Source organism: Sphingomonas colocasiae (assembly GCF_019880585.1).
Taxonomy (GTDB): domain Bacteria; phylum Pseudomonadota; class Alphaproteobacteria; order Sphingomonadales; family Sphingomonadaceae; genus Sphingobium_A; species Sphingobium_A colocasiae.
Window position 1 is genome coordinate 187694 of record NZ_JAINVV010000011.1, and the last position, 20425, is coordinate 208118.

Sequence of the window (20425 nt, forward strand, 5' to 3'; positions counted from 1 at the left end):
ATCCTTTCATGGCGTGCCGCCCGCATTGTCCCGGTTGCGGTAGCGGGCGGCCTGGTGGAGCAAGCTGTCGAGCGTGGCGGCGGCGGCCGGGGTTTCGCCCGTCCGGCCCGCACGCCCTGCCCCGCCGCGTGATGCCGGGGCGGCGTTCAGCCGGCGCGGGATCCATTCGACGGGGTTGCTGATCGCGCGCTCCCGCGCGTCGATCAGCGCGGCCAGCACGGCGGCGTCGCCATGCTGTTTGCGCCAGCGGCCGACGATCGATCGTGCGGCGCGCGGCTGGTGCCCCGAAGCGGCCAGGAGCGTGACGGCGGCGTCGAAAACGGCCTTCACGGTGCCGGCGGGCGGGGCGACCGGTTCGTCAGAACCGGAATCCTGTTTTCCTTGTTCTTGTGCGGCCCCGGCCCGGCCCCCGGCCGGCCCCTTCCCGGCCCCCTTGGGTTCCGGCGGCTGCTGATATCTGTCGTAATTGCACAGGCTTATGACGGTGCCGGACTGGCCCCGCACCGCCACGATCATCTCATGCGCCGCCAGCCGATCGAGATAGCGGCGCACGCGCTTGCGATCCCAGCGAAAGGCGGTGGCGAGCGAGCGATCGGAGACATGGAGCTGCCCGCGCTCCAGCCGGATCGACTGGCCCTGGCCGGCGGCGCGGCGGATCGGTTTCCAGGCGGCATGTTCGATCAGCCACGCCCAGGCATCGGCATCGGACATGGGATCGCGCGGTTCCTCGAACGCGTCGCAATCGCGCCAGCCGCGATGCAGGCTGATCCAGCCGCTCATCCGCGCACCGCCTGGTTGGCGCCGTGGAACCGCGCCTGCGCCCGCCCGGTGCGGCCGTTGCGGCGCTTGGCCAGGATCATGTCCAGCATGCCTTCGCAGGCGGAAAGCGTGTCGCGCCACGCCGCGTGGCGGGCGTCGCCCGGCTCCGGCTCCGCCTGGCGGAGATAATAGTCGTGGCGATAGAGGAACAGCACGGCATCGGCGTCCTGCTCGATCTGGCCGCTGTCGCGCAGATCGGAGAGCTGCGGGCGCTTGTCCTCGCGCTGCTCCACCGCGCGGCTCAACTGGGCGAGCGCGAAGACGGCGACGTCATGATCCTTGGCGATCGCCTTCAGCCCGCGGCTCACCTCGGAAACCGCCTCGTAATTGGATCGCCCCTTCATGTCGGGCTGCACGAGTTGCAGATAATCGATCACCACCAGGTCCAGCCGCTGCCCGGCGGCGGCCATGCGGCGCTGGTAACGGCGCACGATCATGTTGAGCCGCCCGATGGTGACGCTGCCATGATCGGCGACGATGAAGGGCGCATCGGCGATGCGATCCGCCGCGCGCGCCACCGCCAGCTTTTGCGCGGTGGTGAGCGTGCCGTCGCGGATCGCATCGAAGGGTACCGGGGCGCCATCGCCCCGCTCGTCGAAACAGAGATCGGCCGCCAGCCGCATCGCCAGTTCCCCGGCGGACATTTCCAGCGAGACATAGAGCACGCCATGCCCGTTCAGCGCCGCGCCCAAGCTGTAGGAGAGCGCGAGCGCCGTCTTGCCCATGCCCGGCCGCGCCGCGCCGATATTCAGCTGTTTGGGGCGCATCGGCCCCATCAGCGCATCCAGCGCGGTGATGCGGCCGCACAGCACGCCGCGTCGCGGCCCGTCCATATCCGCCAGCATCGCCTGGATGCACCGGGCGGCGGGCAGTTCGGCGGCGGCGGCATGGGTGGCGGTGGCGGCGGAAAGTGCGGCTTCCGCACGGTCGATCACCGCCGCGTTGCTTTCGGCCGGATCGGCGGCCAGCGCCGATGCCGCGTCCAGCCCCATCACCAGCGCGCGCCGTGCCGAAAGCGCACGGATCTGCCCCGCCAGCGCCACCGGATCGCTCCACGAGGCGGCATCGCTGGCAGCCAGCCGATTGAGATAGGTGATGCCCCCCGCCTCGCCCAGGCTGGGATGATCGATCAGATAGGGGCGCAATGTGATCGGGCTGGCGGGGCGGCCCAGCGCCACCTCCCGCACGATCACCGCATAGATATCGGCCAGGAAGGGCTCGCTGAAATCCTCGGGCGCCAGCCGGTCCGCCACCGCGTCCACCCGCGCATTGTCACGCAGCAGCGCGCCGCACAACGCCGCCTCGCTGTCGACATTCGACAGCGCCTGCCCCGCTTCGGCCGCGATCATCGCGCGCCATCGGCGCGCATATAGGCGGTGAACCAGGCGCCATGCGCGCGCGCCATCGCGCGGCAATGCTCGGCATCGCCCCAGAGCCGGCGATCCGCGTTGGCACGGCGCACCAGCGCATCATAAGCGTCCCAGGCTTGCGATGCGTCCGGCACGATCGGCAAATGGAGCAGCACGCCCATCAGGTGACGTCCACGTCCAGGATCGATCCGTCGTCGTCACGCGCGCGGCGCACGACGATGCGCGCGCCCCAGCCCTCCGGGATCCAGCCTTCCTCGCTCCAGCCCTCCCCCTCCTCGTCGTCGTCATCGTCGCCGGCCGCGTCGCCATTCCAGGCGAGATCCCAGATATCGCCGGCCGGGCCGCCATCATCATCCTGCCCGTCGCCGAAGCGGCGGCGCGTGCCGCGCGCGCCGCTCATGGATTCACGGCCTTTTGCGTGGTGCTGACGTCATGACGGATCGGCGCAGATACCGGGGCCGGCACCGGCCGCAACAGCGCATAGCCGCGCCGCGCCAGTTCGGCGCGCAGCACCGCCAGCGGCACATGTTCCAGCGTGGGCGGCGCATCGCCGCGCTGGGTGGGGGACGGCGCCACCACCTCGATCGCGCGGGCGCGGCGGCGGGCGCGGCGGATCGCGCCGCGCGCCTCCAGCCCGGCGAGCAGGTGATAGACGCCGGCGGGATTGTTGAATCCCATCGCCTTCTGCATCTCGCGGAATGTGGGGCAGCGGCCGTTCGCCGCCTGGGCGCGGAGATACTCCAGCAGTTCGGCCTGGCGCGCGGTCAGCATCTCACACCCCGCTCGCCCCGCGCCGCGATGTCGCGCAGCTTCAGATAGGTGCCGTCGGCCCATTTGGCGCCGGTCGCGGCGCGCACCTGATCCAGGCTGCGGCCCTCGCGAAACAGGCTCATCACGAATTCGGATTGGCGGCCGGTCATCGCCGGGCCGCGCCGTCCACGCGCTTTCATCGTCCAGTCTCCTCGAACGGGGTTGGGGATGGGATGGGGAGGGCCTGCGCGAATGGCGGCCCTCCCCCTTCTCCCCGCAGGGGAGTGGGGTGCGCGGGGAGAAGCGCCGCGTCGGCGGTGAAGGCAGGGAACGCCTGACGCGGCTGAAGAATTGCGGCCACCTTCTGGTAGGAAAGGCCCAGATCGCGGGCGATCACGCCAGGCGCGGCGCGTTCCGGCCCGTAATGCCGGGCGCGGATGGCGCGCACGGCATCGGGCAAGCGCCCTGCCCGGCCGATCGGGCCGGCGATCCGTTTTTGCTGTGGAGTTGATTCGTCCATGCCCGATTCATGCGACGGATATATCCGTCGTGTCAAGCGATCGACGGATATATCCGTAAATTGCGCCGGGTATATCCGTCATGCGATGGACACATCATGTCCGCTTCCGTCGATATCGATCGCATCGTCGCCGTGCTCCGCCAGGCGACCACCCAGGGTGATTTCTCGCAGCGCGGCCTGTCTCGCGCGGCGGGCGAAGGGCGCGACGCGGTGGGAGACATCATCAACGGGCGCAACAGGAACCCGACGGTGAAGGTGCTCGCCAATCTGGCGCAGGCGATGGGCCATGATCTTTCGATCTTCGGCCTGACCCCCGCCGCCGAGCGTGCCGAGATTCCTAGTGCAGATGAGCTCGAAGCCGCGCTGCTCGCGGTTCTTCCGGGCATGCCGCGGGGTTCGCTGGAGACGCGCGCGCGATATCTTGCCGGCACCGTTGCAGATGTTCTTGGGCTTCCTGGTAATCGGCAAGCCACTGATCCGACATCCCCGAAAGCGCACGATCGCGCAGCAGCCGCTCCTCCTCCCGAGCCCACCAGCTGAACTGGATCCGCGCGACCGCACAGGCGCGCGGGCACACCGGGCACCCGATCTCGCAGCCCGGTTCGGCAAGCAGTTGCGGCTGTGGGTGCAAGCGGATTCCCCTCCGATTCTTCGTTCCCGTTTCGTTCCATATCAATGAAAGGAAATTTCCTACATTGAAATAGGAATTTTCCTATTCGCCCTGTGGATAACGGGGATAAGATCGGGACGCTTTACTACCAACCTATTGAAATCAATATTGATCCCACGCGCGCCTCCGCGTGAACCAATTCGCCGTGACGACGCGCAGCCCAACAGGTTCACGCAGAGACGCGGGGACGCGGAGAGAAAAAGGGATCGGAAGCCGAAGGCTCTCCGCCCCTATCCCGCCATCGGCTGCAGCGTCACGCGCCGGCGGATCGTCGCTTCCAGCAGGCAGGCGGGGATTTCGACCATGTCGATCGTGCCGCCCACCGCCACCGCGCGGCACTCGGCGTCGCGGCGCCTGATCCAGGCGCGTTCCTCGGCGCGCAGCCGGGCCTGGCCGGCGGCGTCCCGCTTCGCCAGCGCTGATCGATAGGCGGCGTTCAGCCGATCGTCCTGCACTTTCAGTTCGGCATGGAAGCATCCGCCCATCGCCACCGAGACACCCCGGGCCGCGTCGCCCGAATTGAGGCAGGCGTCGAGCGCGGGGCTGTGCTGGGCGCGCACCTGTTCCTCGCTCAGCCGGTCACCGGGATCGCGGCCGTCCGCCGCCGTGGCGGGATCGGCCGGGCCGTCCCCCGAAGGACCGGCCCCGGCCGGCACATCGCCGACGGGCGCGGCGTCGACGGGCGCGCCCATGATGTCCGCCGCTCCATTCCCGCCCGCCATATCCGCCACCGGCCCGCGCGAGGCATCGGCCGCCATCGCGGGCGCGCCGTTCGCGGCGCCATTCTCCGCATCCGCCATCGGCGTGGAGGTGCCGCTGCCGCCACAGCCGGCGACGGCGAACAACAGGGCAAGCAGGGGCAATCTCATCGCGGTGATCTGGCGTATCGCGGTCATCGGCGCATCCTCTTCATGGCCGCATCATAACGCACGAATGCCGAAGGGGAGCCATCGCCCCACACCCCCCTCACCCGATCCGGTTCGCCCCCCCTTTCCGTTTGCTTCGAGCGAAGTCGAGACGCCTGTTCGGGCAACGTCTCGACGGCTCTACGCTGTTCGCCCGCCCCCTCCCTTTGCTTCGAGCGAAGTCGAGAAGCATGTCCACACACCCGGCACAGGTTTCTCGACGGGCGCGTCTCGACAGGCTCGACGCTGCTCGAAGCGAACGGTTTTCCTGATGCATCCGCCGCGTACCAGGAGTCCCGGATGCCCAACCGCAGCACAATGCTCTAAAGCCTGAACCATGACCGAAGATTTCACCCCCGACGAACTCGCCCGCCTGCGCGCCGACACGCCCGGCACCGCGCATCGCATCCATCTGAACAATGCCGGCGCCGCACTGATGCCAGCGCCGGTGCTGGCGGCGGTCACCGATCATCTGCGGCGGGAGGCGGAGATCGGCGGTTACGAGGCCAAGGCCGAACAGGCGGACCGGATCGAGGGCGTCTATCGCAGCGTCGCCCGGCTGCTGAACGCGCATGTCGACGAGGTCGTGCTGGCGGAGAACGCCACCGTCGCCTGGCAATGGGCCTTCTACGCGCAGCCCTTCGCCCTCGGTGACCGCATCCTCACCACCACCGCCGAATATGCCGCCAATTACCTGGCCTATCTCCAGGTCGCGCGGCGGACGGGCGCGGTGGTGGAGACGATCCCGGACCGGACGGACGGCACGCTCGATCCCCAGGCGCTGGAGGCGATGATCGACGATCGCGTCCGCCTGATCGCGATCACCTGGATCCCCACCAATGGCGGGCTGGTCAATCCCGCCGCCGAAGTCGGCCGGATCGCGCGCGCGCACGGCATCCCCTATCTGCTCGACGCCTGCCAGGCCGCCGGGCAATTGCCGATCGATGTGGAGGCGATCGGCTGCGACATGCTGGCCGCCACCGGCCGCAAATTCCTGCGCGGCCCGCGCGGCACCGGCTTCCTCTATATCCGCCGGAACCTGATCGAGCGCACCGAACCCGCGATGATCGATCTGTTCGGCGCCGAATATGCGGGCGATGCCGGCTATCGGCTGCGCGCCGATGCGCGCCGGTTCGAGACATGGGAATCCGATCATGCCGCCCGGCTCGGCCTGGGCGTCGCGATCGATTATGCGCTGGCGATCGGACTGGACCGGATCGAGAAACGCTGCCGGCTGCTCGGCGACCGCCTGCGCGCGCGCCTCGCCGAAATCCCGGGTGCGACGGTACACGATCTCGGCCCCGATCCCGCCGCGATCATCGGCTTCACGCTGGACGGCATCGCCGCGTCGGAGATCGCCGCCCGGCTGACGGCCGAGCGCATCAACCTGTCGATCTCAGTCCCCACCAGCACGCCGATCGACGCGACCCGGCGCAAGCTGCCCGACCTCGTCCGCGCATCGCCGCATTATTACAACAGCGAGGACGAGATCGACCGGCTGGCCGATGCGCTGAAGGTGCTTGCCGCGAGCGCGTGAGAACCCGATCCGTTTCGGAGCTTTATGGGCGGTGCCGGGATTGGCCGCGCCGCAAACCGCCCCTAGAGTCGATCCGGTCAGGGGGAAGGATCGATATGAGGAAAGCCATCACCGCCGCTGCGTGCCTGTTGGCGCTTCCCGGCGTCGCTTGTGCGGAATCGGTTCCGATCGAAGAAACGAACGGTTTCACCTTGAGCAAGCGTATGTTGATCGACAAGGCCAGCAAGCTCGCATGGACACAGCTGACGAGATTGGCGCGCGACGGAAACACGGCCAGCTACGAACAGTTGCGCACTCAATTCCTGTGGCTCAAGATCGGCGTGGAATTCAACGCGTGCCGCGCCTTTGCGAGCGAAGCGGAAAAAACTGCCTGGCTCGACAGGCTTGAGACGCTTGATGTCGACAGTCCGGACGTGACAGACGCCACGCGGAAATACCTACGCGATCTTGCCCTCAGCGCCTTCAAGGACACCAACATATCGGATTCGCCGGAACCAGAAACGGACTGGAACCCCTGCGACTATATCGTCCCCGCGGGTCGCGCCATCCTCGCCGAATTGCCCAACCTGGCCGATCCGCCCACGCGGTTTCAACTGCACTGGACTGTCGATGAAGCCAAAACCGTCATGATCGAAAGCGCAAAATCATCCGTCCGGGCCATCATTCGAGACAATCGCAAGGATCCCAGGATGAGTCATCTCGAGATCCCCGAGAAATACGGCTGGATGCTGTGGGCGCAACTGGGCTTCACTTACAATATCTGCAAGGCATTCGCGATCCGGCCGGAAATGGAGCAATGGGTTTCGAAGCTGCTGGTCTTCACGAAGGATGAGGATCCGTTCATGCAGATGATCAAGCCGCGCCTGCGCCAACTGGGCAAGAAATTCCTGCAGGATCCGATTCCGGCGTCCTTCACCAGTCTGGATGAGCCCGAACGCGCCGCATATTGCGAAACCCAACTCGCCGCCGCCAAGGAACTGATTGTACAGATGAAGTGAAACATGTCCGGCACATCCAGCCTTGGGCGCATATGATGCTGGGAGCCATCTTCCTCCACCCACTCCCAGTCATTCCGTGTGGTGAGGACGTGGATTGAACGCCTGAAGTCGACAGTCGGCTGTCGGGAAGGAAACCAGCCGGGCAGCAAACCACCCAGTAGCGGTCACTGATGGGGGATCGTAAACCCCCGGCCATGATACCCGAACACCTCTGGCGATTCCCGACGCGTGCGGCGATCGATGCGCTCGCCATCAGGTTCGAACTCCCCAATCACCACGCGATGCAGGATTGGGATTATGAGGTCGCCGATCCCGAGAGAATCGATGCGTTCATCTCCGGCTACCGATCCGGAGAGTTGGACGAAGATGAGCGCTTCGCCCTGATGCGGATTATCCTGCAATCCTTTGAAGATCTTGGGTGCGATATTTCCCTGGATCCGCGATGGACGGTGGTATCCGATCTGCTGGAAGCGGATATTCCGCTTCACGCCCATAGCATCTGGTACTGGTCATGCCCCGAGACAGCCGATCCGGAAGAGCAATGGATGATTACGCCGGTTATCCGGCCGATATGGGACAGGCACCGCACCGATCTATCAGCATCCGGATAGCTCCGTCCGAATAATGCGAGCGCAACGAACAGCAACTGCTTGCGTCCCGCCTCCGGCGTAACGCCTCGCCACTCCACACAAAAAAGCGCCGGCGGCGCGGCCGTGCCGAAGCACGTCCGTCGCCGCCGGCGCCTTTATCCCGTCGTCAGAAGTTCGCGCGAACGCCGACGTAGAATTTGCGGCCGATCACGTCGTAGATCGACGCGTTGGTCGCGGAGTTGGAGATGAAGTCGACCGGCGCGACCGGCGGCTTGCGATCGAACAGATTGTCGACGCCGGCATAGATTTCGGCATTCTTGCCGACCAGGCCGTCCAGCTTGTACTTCACCGACATGTCGACATAGACGACCGCGCCGATGTTGTTGTCTTCCTTCGACAGGTCTTCGGGGCCGAAGGTCACGTCGTACACGCCACCGTCGATATAGCGCGCCTGCAGGAAGGTGCCCCAGCGATCGGTCTCGTAATTGGCCGAGAGCGTCGCCTTGAAATCGGGCATGCCGCCGGCGTTGCGCCCGCCCACTTCGCCCGCCACGTCAAGCGGCGCGCCGCCCGAGGGTGCGATCTTCTTGTGGATGAGATAGCTGGCGACGGCGCCCAGGTTCAGCCTGCCGGCGCCCAGTTCCATGCCGTAGCGCGCCTCGAAATCCAGGCCCTGCAGCTTGTAGGTACCCAGGTTCAGGTTCTGCTGCTTCACTTCCTCCAGCGTCTGGCCGGGGCCGAAGGTGATCAGCGAGCAGATATCCTGTTCGCCGGCATAGCAGCGATTGACGATATCCTGCGGCGCCAGCGAACCGATCGCGCCCTTCAGATCGATATCCCACCAGTCGAGCGAGGCGCGGAAGCTGCCCGCCGTCAGCACGGCGCCGAACGTCTTGGTCAGCGCGCGTTCTTCCTTCAGGTTGGGATTGCCCGAAAGCGGAACCTTGACGAGCGAGGTGCCGCTGCCACCCACGAACGGGTTGCTGAGGTTGGTGAACAGCAGCACCGTTTCCACGAAGGATTCGCCGATGCTGGGCGCGCGGATGTCGCGCGAGATCGTGCCGCGGAAGCGCAGGAAGCTGACGGGCTCGAACGTCAGGCCGGCCTTCCACGTCACCACATTGCCCATCGTGGAATAATGGGTGTAGCGCGCGGCGCCGTTGAAATCGAGCTTCTGCGCGCCGTCGAGCAGCGGCACCGCGATTTCGGCGAAGCCTTCGGTCACGTCATACTTGCCGTCGAGCGGCTGCGCATTGACGATCAGGAATTCCTCGTTCGCGTTGGGCGCGTTGACGGTGCGGTGCAGCTTCTGGCGGCGATGCTCGCCGCCCACGGTCGCCAGGATCGGGCCTGCCCAGCCGTTGAACAGCTCGCCGCCGATTTCGGCCGCGAACACCGATTGTTCGATGCGCGTGTTCGAAATGCCGGTTTCGGTGATGTAATCGATCGCGGCCTGGCTGGGCGAACCCTTGCCGAACAGGTTGATCGGCACGCAGGCCGGATCATTGTCCGCCGGATCGGCATTCACGTTGACGCGGCAGGAATCGACGCCGCCGATCCGCACCACATCCGCGGCGCGGATCAGGTTGCCGACGATCATGTTGTTATATTGCTTGTTGCTGAAATCGGTGCGGCCGTACTGGCCGGAGACTTCCCAGTTCCATTTCGAACCGATATTGCCCTTCAGCCCGCCGACGAAGCGCATGCTCTCCGTCACCGAAGCGGAGGTGATCGGCGGGAATTCCTCGAAGGTGCGGAACAGGCTGAAGCTCTCTCCCAGCGCCGCGACATTGGCGGGCAGATAGGGATTGTCGGGCGTGATCGTCACATCGCCGAACGAAAAGGCGTTGACGAGCGCGCCGCGCGACTTGGACCGCGCGAAGCTGGCTTCGGCAAATGCGTTCACGCCGTCGGCCACGTCGTAATTGACCGCAGCCAGCACGTTGAAGCGCTGCGTGGGCACGACCAGCGCGGTCTGATCGGCCAGCCGCGATCCGCTGCCGCCGATCATCAGCGTTCCGCCCATTTCACCGAGCACGCGCTGCCGCGCGGTGCCGTCGGGGAAGAATTCGAGATTGCCGGTCGCGCCGCCGGGCAGCGTCACGCCGTTGGGGCTGCCAAGGAACAGCACGGCATTGTCGCGGAAGATGAACTGCGGAATGCCGTCATTGGCGCCGGTATTGGCCGGATTGCTGACGATGGCGGGGCTGCGGCGCTGCCATTTGCGCGCGGAGGCCTTGGGAATGCCCTTGTTGTCGTCATAATCGGCGGCGAGCAGGAAATGCCCGCGGCCACCGCCGAACGCACCGCCCCATGCGGCGGAAAGGCGCAGGTTGTCGGCATCGCCCTTGTCGGAAATGCCGTATTGCGCGTTGAGCTTCAGCCCTTCCAGGCGCTCGTCATAGATCAGGTTGATCACGCCGGAGACGGCGTCCGAACCATAGGCGGCCGATGCGCCGCCCGTCACCACGTCGACGCGCTGGATCGCGAGCGAGGGGACGACGTTCAGATCGACATTCTCGAATTCATCGAAGGGGGTGGCGCGGCGGCCGTTGATCAGCACCAGGTTGCGATTGGTGCCCAGGCCGCGAAGGTCGACCACGTTCACGCCGTTCTGGCGGCTGTTCAGATTGGTCGAAGCCGGGGTGAGCGTGCCGGTGAAGGCGGGGATTTCGTTGAGGACATTGGCGATGTTGGTCGTGCCGCGCTGATCGATCAGTTCGGTGCCGATCGCGAGAACGGGCGTGGGCGCCTCGAAATTGCCCTTGATGCGCGATCCGGTGATCGTGATCAGGCCTTCATCCTCGGCCGCATCGACGCCGTCGGGGGCGTCCGTCGACTGCGCCGGCGATTGATCGGCGGGCGCGGTCTGCGCAAGGGCGGGAACCGCCATCACCCAGAGTGCGACACCGGCCAAGCTCTTCAAATTACGCGTGAAAGACATGGTAATCCCCTCTTTGCCCCGGCGCGTTCATTCGCATTGTCGGGGCGCCGACGGGTGCGATAGTACATTTATAATCGGGATTAAAGCAGCCTTATTTGAAATTTTGGCAGCATTAATTTCCGATCCGGATATTTCGGGCTGGGTCCGGATGTCGCCGGGCGCCGCCTGGATGGCGCGACCGCGGCGGAAAGCGTGGCAATCCCGCGAGTCCCCGCCGCCCCTCTCGCCCCGCCGGTCCGGATCGTCAACACCGCCCGGCCGCGCCAACGGCTCGCCGCAATTTCGCTGCAATCGGGCGCGATCCTGCGCGCAACGGGATGAGGGGAGACCGATCGGTGGGCATCGATGGCTTCGCAACCGGCATGACGTCGCCGCCGGTGACGCTGCTGCCGTTCGCGGATGCGCATGTCGAACCGCTGCGCGCGGCGTGTGCTGCCGATCCGGATATCTGGCACATCTATCCCATCGCGATGGTCGGCGATCGTTTCGACGGTTCGCTGGCCTTCATCCGCGCGCGGCCGAACTGGGTGATGTTCGCGGTTCTCCATCACGAAGAACTGGTCGGCATGACCAGCTATATCGGCCTGGACGAACCCGGCCAGATCGAGATCGGCGCCACCTATATCGCGCCCCGGATGCGCGGCGGCCCCTTCAATGCGGCGATGAAGCGCCTGATGATCGATCGCGCCTTCGCCCATGGCTTCGCCGCCATCCAGTTCCGCGTCGACACCCGCAACACCCGCTCGATGCGCGCGGTCGAGAAACTCGGCGCGAAACAGGTGGAGATCCGCAAGGCCGATCTGCGGACCTGGACGGGCTTTGTCCGCGATACGGCGGTCTATCGGCTGGATCGGGGCGATTGGGATCGCGGCTGATGGAGGAGGCGTCGTCGCCTGAACGGTGGACCGGCGAAGATTGCCGAGGACGGGCGACATTGGGTGATGAGCAGTCTGACAGCTTATGTGAGCGTTCGACAATGGAGGGAATATGAGCGCAAGCGCCTGTGTCGCCTTTTACGGCCTACGTTTCATGATATTACCCGATGAGATTGAAGATCTTGAGGCGCGCACCGACCCTCGACAGATCGCGGCAAGGAGGGCCGGCCTTGCTACGTACTGGGGCAATTTCGGCGGAGAAAACGATGGATACGTTCTATTCGTCGGGACAAAGGTCGCTTTCTTGGGACCGGAGAACGCACCCGCCTCGGCGCTGCCACATAAGCAAATGCTGCAGCTAATGTCCGACACGATGGAACGTCTCAACGTTGTCGGTCTGGCTGGGGATGTAGGCCTTTACATGGAATGGCAGCCGGACGCCTGAACGGCCGCAAATGGGGCATCAGCGGGAAACTGGTGCCGGGGGAGCGGTGGATGCTCTTCTGCCTGTCTCCAGGCCCCGGCTGATCACCTTGCCGAGCCTGACCCACCGGCTCGACCAAGGTTCCGGCGAACATAACCCACGCCCGCCATTGATGCCATCACCAGCTATCCGCCCTGTCCGCCCCGCGCCGGGCTGCGATCATGTCCCGCGATCGCATCGGGAAGCTCAAGCCATCGATGCCGCTCGTCGCACCAGACCGCCTGTTCCGGCATCGGGAATCCGGGATCGGCAAAGGCCCCCACCGCCACACCGACCCGATCCGGCATGCGTTGCGGCTCCCACCAGAGACTGGAACCGCATTCGCCGCAAAAGTGGAAATCGACGTCGAAGCCGCTGGCCGATCCCCGGCGGAAGACCTTGGCCGGGCCACCGGCCGGTCGTGCCTGATCCTTGAGAAAGAACGCCGCGACGCTGAACAGCGATCCGGTCCGCCGCTGGCAATCGAGGCAATGGCAGAGCGAAACCTTGATGGGCTCGCCGGTGCACAGCAAGGCAAGGTTTCCGCAGTGGCAAGTGGCCCGCCTCTCCATCCCGCCGGCATATTCCATGATATCGGCGTTGTCGCGCTTTCGGTTGCCGCTCCCGGATTCCGGTGGCAGCGGATCGCCCGATCAGCGGACGCGCCCGCGATCTTGCCGCCCCGTCTGGCGATCGGATATGGCCGCGGCGATGAAATACCGCCGGTTCCTGTTCGACCTCGACGATACGCTGCTCGATTTCAGGGCGTCGGAGGCGCTGTCGTTCGCGCGGGCGCTGTCGATCATGGGGCTCGGCGATGAGGCCCCGTCGATCCTCCCGCATTACCAGAGCGAAAACGCCGCGCTCTGGCGCGAATTCGAGCAGGGCCGGATCGACAAGGACGCGCTGAAGGTCGAACGGTTCCGGCGAACCTTCGCGACGCTCGGGATCGATGCCGATCCCGATGCGGCGAGCGCGCATTATCTCGCCTGCCTGCCCGAAACCGTGGTGCTGGTCGACGGCGCCGATCGCCTGTGCGCGGCGCTGTCCGCCATCGGCGAAATCGGCATCATCACCAACGGCATCGAAACCGTGCAGGCCCGGCGCATCGCCAATTCGGGGCTCGGCCAATGGCTGTCCTTCGTCGCGACGTCCGAAACCTGCGGATATGCCAAGCCCGATATCCGCTTCTTCGAATATTCGGCCGGCAAGTTCCGGTCCTTCGCCAAAAGCGAGGCGATCATCGTGGGCGATCGCCTGGATGCCGATATCGCCGGCGGATGCCGGTTCGAAATCGACAGTTGCTGGTACAATCCGGCCAGGGCCGAACGCGGCGCCGATATCGCCCCGACATTCGAGGTCGCGCATCTCGACGAGATCCAGGCCGCGCTGGCATCGGGGTGATCCGGGCAGGATCGCCTATCTGCGGAGCGCGAACGGGACGGCGCGGCCGAATTGCGCGGGCAGGCCGGAAAAATGGTCTTCCTCCGGGAACAGGTCGAAACGGACCTTCAGCCCCTTGTCGCCCAGGATCCGGGCCATATCGCGGGCATTTTCGACCATATGATAGTCCTGGCCGCGCCGGCGCGCCATGATCGCCTGCACGCTGCCGCCGCCGAACGCCTTGGGATCGGCGGCGAGCCGGGCCCGCACCTCGGCCTCCATCTCCGCCTGATAGCTGGCGGACATATATTCCTCCGCCTCGCCGACACCGATATAGACGCGCGCCGCGCCCTGCGCCGGGCTTGGCGCAAGCGCAAGCGCTTCCCCGATCAGTGCCGCATCGTGCCACCAGATCGAGGGGCTGAGCGCGAGATAGGTCTGGAACCAGTCGGGATGGTTCATCAGCGTGCGCAGGGTGAACAGTCCACCCAATGAATGGCCCGCCAAGGTCTGGCGCGTGCGATCGATCGGAAAGCGTTTCTCGATATCGGGCTTCACCCGATCCTGGACGAAGCGGATCATCGCCTCATAGCCGCCGCTATTGGCGGGCACGACCCCGGTGGTGGGGCGCGGCCGATCAGTCGGCGTGGTCAGGTCGTGCGGGCGGCGCTTCATGTCGAAGACGCCGTCGACCGGATAGCCGATGCCGACGACCACCGCCGGCTCCACCTTGCTGCGCCCGCCGAAATCCAGATTGGTGCGGATCACCTCCGACACCATCGGCGTCCAGGCATTGCCGTCCATCACATAGATCACCGGATAACCCGTCGCCGGCGCCGGCCCCTCGGGTGGCGCGACGATGATGCGATAGGCGAGCCCCTCGGCGGAGGTCATGTCATGCGATGAGAGCTTCAGAAAGGGTTCGTCGGCCCGCGCCGCCGTCGCCATGGCGAGGCTCGCCGAAAGGCACAGCGAGATGAGTCCGATGCGTTTCATTCCGAAGCCTGCCCGATTTGATGGAATCCCGGCAGGATCGACAATCGAAGCGGCTAAAGCCGTAATGTCCCGGGGTGGGGCCTCATGAAGCGGCCCGTCTGCTGACACCCCACTTGCGGACTTCCAACCTGTCGAACATGCTGACGCCATGCCGACAGCCGATGAGAACTCCCCACCCTACACAGATGCCGATTATTATGGCTTCGTGCTCACGGGCCTATTCGGCGTGATCGACGATGCGGAGGCATCGGACTGCGACGCGGAGGGCATCGCACTGCTAAGGCGCGCACGCGATCTATTCTTGGCCGAGTTTCAGCAGCGGCATCCCAGTGCTTGGGAGAAAAAGGAGCCAGACTGAAGATAATCAAGCCTCTTACCTGCAGTTCCGCATTTGGAATCGATGCGAGCCCGCCATTGCCAGTCGGGACATTCCCCGCCATCAATCAATATATGGCGGATTATCTGATTGGGTGGAGACGGACGTCGCGGGACATTGAACTTACGCCATTCTCGCTGAGCGAATTGAGTGACATCAAGGTCAGCTACCAGCTTGCGAACGGAGCGCACGCCAGCATTCTCATCGTCGCCTACGATGGCATCTATCGCCCTGGCTCCGCCGGCAATACGGATGCCAAATTCATGTATGCCGCCGCTCTCGCCGGAGCCGCTGGGGCCGATGCAATCAATCTGATCCTGGATTTTCGAAAACTGGATTACGTTTGGGGCGACATGCTCGAACTCGTCTACGACGCAGCGCACCAGACCGGATCGGACAGGTCCCACTTTGCCGTCGTTGTCGGCGATGGCTGCCGCGAAGCAGTTCGAACGCTGGAGTTGGGAGAAAACAGCACCGAGCCCTTATCGTCAATTCCGTGGGCGCACGAGACGATCGAGGACGCTTACCACTATCTTTCAAGGCGGTGAGCGAACAACGCGAGGCAACATCCCTTCATCCTGCCACCCCGGCCTTTATCCTCGCGTATGAAAACGCCTCAAACCTGGCCGTCCCGAACGGCTTCGGGTATTTCTGAAAGCCGCCTCTATCCCCGACGTGTGGGGTTGCCCGCACTTGGGACAAAGCGACCGTTCGCTACACCTCTCGCGAATTGCAGCTTCTTAACTCGACAGCGGACATTCCAGTGACGCGGGATCACGGGCTCAGGCGTGCCATCGCTGGCTGATTGCGGACCGGCTGGTTCGCGTCAGCAAAACTCGATAGCTGCCGTTCCATGCCCCGGCTAAGTCAAAGCCGAAACCTCGTCCCAGACCGCCTCGCCACACTGAGCCTGCAGATTAATTATCTTGGAAGCGATTGGTTTCTTGCGGATATCCGGCACATAAAGATGACCATGGCGTCCCCTCTCAGTGCTCAGAAAACCATTTCGGATGAGAATTCTGAGAATATCCCGGGTGTTATTATCTTGGTCGACCTGCCCCAAACCGCGAAGCAAAGCTTCTTCTTGCCTGCCCCGACCGGGCTGAAAGAACGTTTTATGCAAAATGACGCATAGAATTCTTTGTGCGGTAGAAAGTTTCAAATTTTTAATACTTGCTATATTGCCAATATTATCAAACTCTCCAATATTAGATTCTGAAATCCATGTTGGCACCCCCTGCCTGTTTGCCACTCCGATGATTTTTCCAATTTCACAATATTTAATTCTGATAAATTCAGCCTTGTATGATGGAACTTGCAAATGGTGAATAATACAAGATTCGAAAGTTATATTCTTATATCTACATAATGATAGATCGAGAATTCTTATCTCTGCTCCGGATATAACCATCCCGCCGCCGTCAATTTCTTCATAGTCGGAAAATCCTATTGCCGAAATAAGATCCGCCGCAAGCACACTATTTCCACGATCTGCGGCGCGCTTTGCAAGCGCAAGAACTGGAGACAATAGTGAACATTCGGAAATCTCCTTGCCAACTATGGACAGGCCCAGCGCCTCAAGGCTGTTGATCCAAGTATCGTCGGATAAATCCTCATCTTGTATATGCAAAAAAGTGGATAGGTCGCTACCTCTAAACCCATCTACAAGATATTTGTCTACAAACCGACGATCATTGGAATCGTATGAAATTCTTCCTAGCCCCGGAAGCTTTTGTAACAATACAGCATCCTCATCTGCAGGCTCGTATCCACGTATATTTTTATACGCAGATTTCAAATCTTCCAAAGTTACAGGCTCAACATCATCTCTATATTTTCGACTTTGACGTCCAATTCTTTTCAAAAGATCATAAATCATATCTTCTTCAAAGTTAAGATTTATACGAGCCTCTCGGCGGCAAATTAGTTTAGCGATGTGGTCCCATAGCTCAGCATGACCATTTGCTTTGTCAATCATAATAGGCTGACCTGCAGCAGTCAGTTCAACAACTATCTGATAAAGAAGAGGTCTTTTCGGAAGCCAATCAGGAAGGGCTGTATCAATTTCATAGCTATTCAAAAATTGATTAATCTGTTCCTGAGAAAATTCTTCCTGGCACTCCAAATGCACGCTCTTGTCAGCATCAATTCCTAATGCATCTAGTAATTCTTCATCATTATTAAAATAATGATCGCGACCGGATATGAATGTCGCCCTTGATTTCTCAACTAATTTACGTACGGGGGCCAGCGTTCGCCGTCGAATTTCCTTCAACCTTTGCGGATCGTCGCTCCATTGAGCGCCACCCATTTCATCAAATCCATCGAGCAAAATGATGAGTCTACCAGTATTTAAAAGGCGAATCGCAGGTTCGCCGAGATCGTCAAGGGCGATTTGTTCAAAATGAGCACGTATTATCTGATGATCTGATGCCAGTGCCCCGATTTCTCTGAGGTCTATTGATATACAGTAAGTGTTTTCTTGATTCGAAATCACCGAAAATACTTCTTTGTAACATCTGCTTTTTCCAGAACCAAAAGACCCCGTTAAAACAACGTTCTGGCCTGACGTAAGCTTGCGAGAAATTTCGTTAATGTCGTATGATTTTGATCGCGTCTTATCATCGTAAGATACAGGAATGTATGGTCTCGTATCAGGATTTCCTGAAATTATATCGACCGCGCTGCCGAACTGCACATCATTGCGAACACTGTTGTACCGACCTTGGTCAAAAAATATTGAAATGAATCTGGACGCACTTAAAATTTGTATGCCATTCGATTCTGCAGCGTCACGCATAGATGGTGTCGGTTCAAATCCTAAAACAATTATACATTCACACATAATATGATTCTGAGTGAATTTTTGCGATCTAGTCATGACGAGGCGGTTGACATCAACTCTTATTTTATCTACGTTATCATTTCTTGTTATTTCAACAATGACCCAATTGCGCTCAGATATCTTGCAGACGCAATCGTGATTTACGCCATTATCTAGTCTAATAGCTTCCGCAGCCCTCCCGTAGCGTAAATTTACTACGGCTCGAACTTCGCTTTCCAGCTTGGCCCAAGACATCCACCACCCCCATTATTTTGACGTAGGCCATCATTGGCGTAGCATCGGCCATTTTGCAAACTGATCGGTAAAGGCGCTGTGGCAGCCGAGTTGCGAGTCCTGGGCGCCTGGGAAGTCCCTCGGTTAGTCCGGTTCCCGGATTAGAAAACGACCTCTGAAACGACTGCCAATGGCAGTGCGGCCAGACTGCTCAATGGAATGGGACTGGCAGGTTCGGGCGGAAGCGGCCATTCATGCGCGCGCGGGGAACGGCTTAAGTTGGTCGAGAGCCGCCATGTCGCCCCCCTGTGATCAACTCCAGCTATCCCATTGCGCCGTTCCGCAAGCGGTCAGGCAAAAGCCCACCCAGTTGCAGTCGCCCCCTAAGCCTGCGACCTAACTCGAAATCCTGATCACCGCAGCATCCGCCTCCACCTTCAGCCCATAGGCATCGCGCAGCAGCGCCACGAAATCGTCGACGCCCGATGCGCGGAAGGTGCCGCCGATGCGGATATCCGCCGCTTCCGGATCGGCGATCTCGATGCGCTTGCGATTATAGCGGTTGAACTCGGTGGCGGCTTCGGCGAGCGTCGACTGATCGAAGGTCAGCATGCCGTTGCGCCAGGCGAGCGCGCTTTCCACGCGTTCCTCCGATCGGGCGGCAAGCAGGGTCGATGGGCCGCGCGCGATCGCGATGTCGCCGGCGGTGATGATCGCGGCGGGCACCGTCTGCGCGCTCGCATCATCCACCCGCACCCGCCCTTCCAGAACCGAAACGGTCACCTTCTCGCCGTCGCGCCGCACCGAGAATTTGGTGCCGAGCACCGTCACCGTGCGGCTGCCGGCATGGACGATGAAGGGCTGCCCCGCGCGGTGGGCGACCTCGAAATAGGCCTCGCCCGTGTCCAGCCAGACCTCGCGGTTTTCCCCGGTCATCGCGGTGCGCACCAGCGTCGCCGTGTTCATCTCGATCCGGCTGCCGTCGGACAGGGGCACGATCCGGTGCCCGCCGACCGGGGTGGTGAAGCGCGCATCCGCGATGGCCTGCGGCTTTTCCGGCCCGAAGCCGTAGATCGCGGCGCCGGCGCCGGCCACCGCCAGCAGCGATGCGGCGATCGCGGTCCACCAGATGCGCCGGGGCCGTTCCCGCCGCGTTTCGAGGGGCTCGACCGTGCCGCCGCCCAGCGCGCGCAATTTGTCCGCCCTGCGCCAATGATGTTCGAGCCGCCAATAGGCCGCCTTGTGCGCCATCGACGCGTCGAGCCAGGCATCGAGCGCGGCCTGCTCGGCATCGGACCAGTCGGCCTCTTCCCGGCGCATCAGCCACTGTGCGGCGCGATCCTCGATTTCGGCGGCGGGGCTCATGGTTCACCCCGCGTCTTGCGAGCGCGCTGGCGATTCTGCCAGACGATCTTGCCCGTGCCCCCGGCCATGAAGTCGACGAGCGCGCGCATGCCCATCACCAATTGACGTTCCACCGCATCCTTGCCCACGCCCAGCCGCTCCGCCGCCTCGCGCGTGCTCAGCCCTTCCAGCTTGCGCAGGCGCACCACTTCCTGGCAGCGCGGCGAAAGGCGGGCCAGCCCCTCCTGCGCGCGGCGCAGTTCGTCGCGCGCGGTCAGGTGGCGGTCGGCGGCCAGCATGTCGACATCGCGATCGACACTTTCGAGATCGGCGACCAGATCGAAGGACACGATGCGCGCGCGCTTGGCGGAATTGATCAGATGGTTGCGCGCCAATGTATAGACGAAGGACGGCGCATGGGCCGGCAGGCCGTTGCTGGCGCCGCTGAGCACGCGTTCGTAGATTTCCTGCCGGATATCGACCACCTCGTCCGCCACTCTCCAATTGCGCCGGATAAAGGCCGTCAACGCCCGTTCGAGGGGGAGCACCTCCTGGCAGAACCAGGCATTGAGGGTCTTGCTGTCGATCATCCGCCCGCCGGATTCCTCTCAACATCTGGTTCGATATATGCCCCATGACAATCGGGCGCGGCAAAGCCGTAATGTCCGGTTGCGATTATGTGCGGAAGATCTGACGATCGGGTCTGCGCGACAAGCCCTCTCCTCCCCGCGCTTCAGCGCGGGGAGGGGGACCACCAGCCAAAGGCTGGTGGTGGAGGGGAAATGCGATGCCGACGCAACAAGGGGGCTTCGAGTCCTATTTTCCGA

General features: G+C 62.8%; 22 protein-coding genes. 8 read left to right on the top strand and 14 right to left on the bottom strand.

Annotated features, from left to right (window positions below; all coding sequences use genetic code 11):
• Positions 1-6 precede the first annotated feature (6 nt).
• Genes K7G82_RS22555 through K7G82_RS22585 form a run of 7 tightly spaced genes read right to left on the bottom strand, consistent with a single transcriptional unit; the run spans position 7 to position 3459 of the window.
• A complete protein-coding gene (locus tag K7G82_RS22555) occupies positions 7-780 on the bottom strand; it encodes a hypothetical protein (protein ID WP_222992206.1) in 774 nt (257 codons plus the stop codon).
• Positions 777-2168 carry a replicative DNA helicase gene (locus K7G82_RS22560; RefSeq protein WP_222992207.1) on the bottom strand — a complete coding sequence of 464 codons (1392 nt, stop codon included), beginning with the start codon at positions 2166-2168 and terminating at the stop codon, positions 777-779. Before K7G82_RS22560 ends, K7G82_RS22555 begins: the two co-directional genes overlap by 4 nt.
• Positions 2165-2350, bottom strand: coding sequence for a hypothetical protein (locus K7G82_RS22565; protein ID WP_222992208.1), 186 nt, complete (start codon positions 2348-2350; stop codon positions 2165-2167). Before K7G82_RS22565 ends, K7G82_RS22560 begins: the two co-directional genes overlap by 4 nt.
• Entirely contained in the window at positions 2350-2589 is a 240-nt protein-coding gene (locus K7G82_RS22570; RefSeq protein WP_222992209.1) for a hypothetical protein, read from the bottom strand. The genes K7G82_RS22565 and K7G82_RS22570 overlap by 1 nt, the downstream gene beginning before the upstream one ends.
• The gene (locus K7G82_RS22575; RefSeq protein WP_222992210.1) at positions 2586-2960 is read right to left on the bottom strand and encodes a LexA family protein; all 375 of its coding nucleotides are present in this window, start codon (positions 2958-2960) and stop codon (positions 2586-2588) included. The genes K7G82_RS22570 and K7G82_RS22575 overlap by 4 nt, the downstream gene beginning before the upstream one ends.
• Positions 2954-3139, bottom strand: coding sequence for a hypothetical protein (locus K7G82_RS22580; protein WP_222992211.1), 186 nt, complete (start codon positions 3137-3139; stop codon positions 2954-2956). The genes K7G82_RS22575 and K7G82_RS22580 overlap by 7 nt, the downstream gene beginning before the upstream one ends.
• The gene (locus tag K7G82_RS22585; protein ID WP_222992212.1) at positions 3136-3459 is read right to left on the bottom strand and encodes a hypothetical protein; all 324 of its coding nucleotides are present in this window, start codon (positions 3457-3459) and stop codon (positions 3136-3138) included. Before K7G82_RS22585 ends, K7G82_RS22580 begins: the two co-directional genes overlap by 4 nt.
• Positions 3460-3555: 96 nt before the next feature.
• Between K7G82_RS22585 and K7G82_RS22590 the strand changes: the two genes are divergently transcribed.
• Positions 3556-3999 (top strand): helix-turn-helix domain-containing protein, encoded by a 444-nt coding sequence (locus K7G82_RS22590; RefSeq protein ID WP_222992213.1) that lies wholly within the window; start codon positions 3556-3558, stop codon positions 3997-3999.
• Between the two features lie 360 nt (positions 4000-4359).
• On the opposite strand, the gene K7G82_RS22595 is transcribed toward K7G82_RS22590, so the two are convergent.
• Entirely contained in the window at positions 4360-5025 is a 666-nt protein-coding gene (locus K7G82_RS22595; RefSeq protein ID WP_222992214.1) for a lysozyme inhibitor LprI family protein, read from the bottom strand.
• Between the two features lie 346 nt (positions 5026-5371).
• Between K7G82_RS22595 and K7G82_RS22600 the strand changes: the two genes are divergently transcribed.
• From K7G82_RS22600 to K7G82_RS22610, 3 genes are all read left to right on the top strand, one after another.
• A complete protein-coding gene (locus K7G82_RS22600) occupies positions 5372-6571 on the top strand; it encodes an aminotransferase class V-fold PLP-dependent enzyme (RefSeq protein ID WP_222992215.1) in 1200 nt (399 codons plus the stop codon).
• Between the two features lie 95 nt (positions 6572-6666).
• A complete protein-coding gene (locus tag K7G82_RS22605; protein ID WP_222992216.1) occupies positions 6667-7569 on the top strand; it encodes a hypothetical protein in 903 nt (300 codons plus the stop codon).
• 170 nt (positions 7570-7739) lie between these two features.
• A complete protein-coding gene (locus K7G82_RS22610; RefSeq protein WP_222992217.1) occupies positions 7740-8180 on the top strand; it encodes a hypothetical protein in 441 nt (146 codons plus the stop codon).
• 145 nt (positions 8181-8325) lie between these two features.
• Here K7G82_RS22610 and K7G82_RS22615 read toward each other — a convergent pair whose 3' ends face one another.
• On the bottom strand, positions 8326-11103 hold the full coding sequence (locus tag K7G82_RS22615) for a TonB-dependent receptor domain-containing protein (protein ID WP_222992218.1): 2778 nt from the start codon (positions 11101-11103) through the stop codon (positions 8326-8328).
• Positions 11104-11438: 335 nt separating this feature from the next.
• On the opposite strand from K7G82_RS22615, the gene K7G82_RS22620 reads away from it, so the two are divergent.
• On the top strand, positions 11439-11978 hold the full coding sequence (locus K7G82_RS22620) for a GNAT family N-acetyltransferase (RefSeq protein ID WP_343228627.1): 540 nt from the start codon (positions 11439-11441) through the stop codon (positions 11976-11978).
• A gap of 112 nt (positions 11979-12090) precedes the next feature.
• Positions 12091-12423 (top strand): hypothetical protein, encoded by a 333-nt coding sequence (locus K7G82_RS22625; protein WP_222992219.1) that lies wholly within the window; start codon positions 12091-12093, stop codon positions 12421-12423.
• Positions 12424-12587: 164 nt separating this feature from the next.
• Here the strand turns inward: K7G82_RS22625 and K7G82_RS22630 are convergent, their stop codons facing one another.
• On the bottom strand, positions 12588-13031 hold the full coding sequence (locus K7G82_RS22630) for a GFA family protein (protein ID WP_485118496.1): 444 nt from the start codon (positions 13029-13031) through the stop codon (positions 12588-12590).
• Positions 13032-13140: 109 nt separating this feature from the next.
• On the opposite strand from K7G82_RS22630, the gene K7G82_RS22635 reads away from it, so the two are divergent.
• Entirely contained in the window at positions 13141-13845 is a 705-nt protein-coding gene (locus K7G82_RS22635; protein ID WP_222992221.1) for a YjjG family noncanonical pyrimidine nucleotidase, read from the top strand.
• A gap of 15 nt (positions 13846-13860) precedes the next feature.
• On the opposite strand, the gene K7G82_RS22640 is transcribed toward K7G82_RS22635, so the two are convergent.
• On the bottom strand, positions 13861-14820 hold the full coding sequence (locus K7G82_RS22640; protein ID WP_222992222.1) for an alpha/beta hydrolase: 960 nt from the start codon (positions 14818-14820) through the stop codon (positions 13861-13863).
• A 450-nt stretch (positions 14821-15270) separates the two neighbouring features.
• On the opposite strand from K7G82_RS22640, the gene K7G82_RS22645 reads away from it, so the two are divergent.
• Positions 15271-15744, top strand: coding sequence for a hypothetical protein (locus K7G82_RS22645; protein WP_222992223.1), 474 nt, complete (start codon positions 15271-15273; stop codon positions 15742-15744).
• A gap of 314 nt (positions 15745-16058) precedes the next feature.
• Here the strand turns inward: K7G82_RS22645 and K7G82_RS22650 are convergent, their stop codons facing one another.
• The 3 genes from K7G82_RS22650 to K7G82_RS22660 all read right to left on the bottom strand — a co-directional run bounded on the left by K7G82_RS22650 (position 16059) and on the right by K7G82_RS22660 (position 20188).
• Positions 16059-18275 (bottom strand): NACHT domain-containing protein, encoded by a 2217-nt coding sequence (locus K7G82_RS22650; RefSeq protein WP_222992224.1) that lies wholly within the window; start codon positions 18273-18275, stop codon positions 16059-16061.
• Positions 18276-18650: 375 nt separating this feature from the next.
• Positions 18651-19619, bottom strand: a complete 969-nt coding sequence (locus K7G82_RS22655) for a FecR family protein (protein WP_222992225.1) — start codon at positions 19617-19619, stop codon at positions 18651-18653.
• Entirely contained in the window at positions 19616-20188 is a 573-nt protein-coding gene (locus K7G82_RS22660; protein ID WP_222992226.1) for an RNA polymerase sigma factor, read from the bottom strand. Before K7G82_RS22660 ends, K7G82_RS22655 begins: the two co-directional genes overlap by 4 nt.
• Between the last annotated feature and the right edge of the window lie 237 nt (positions 20189-20425).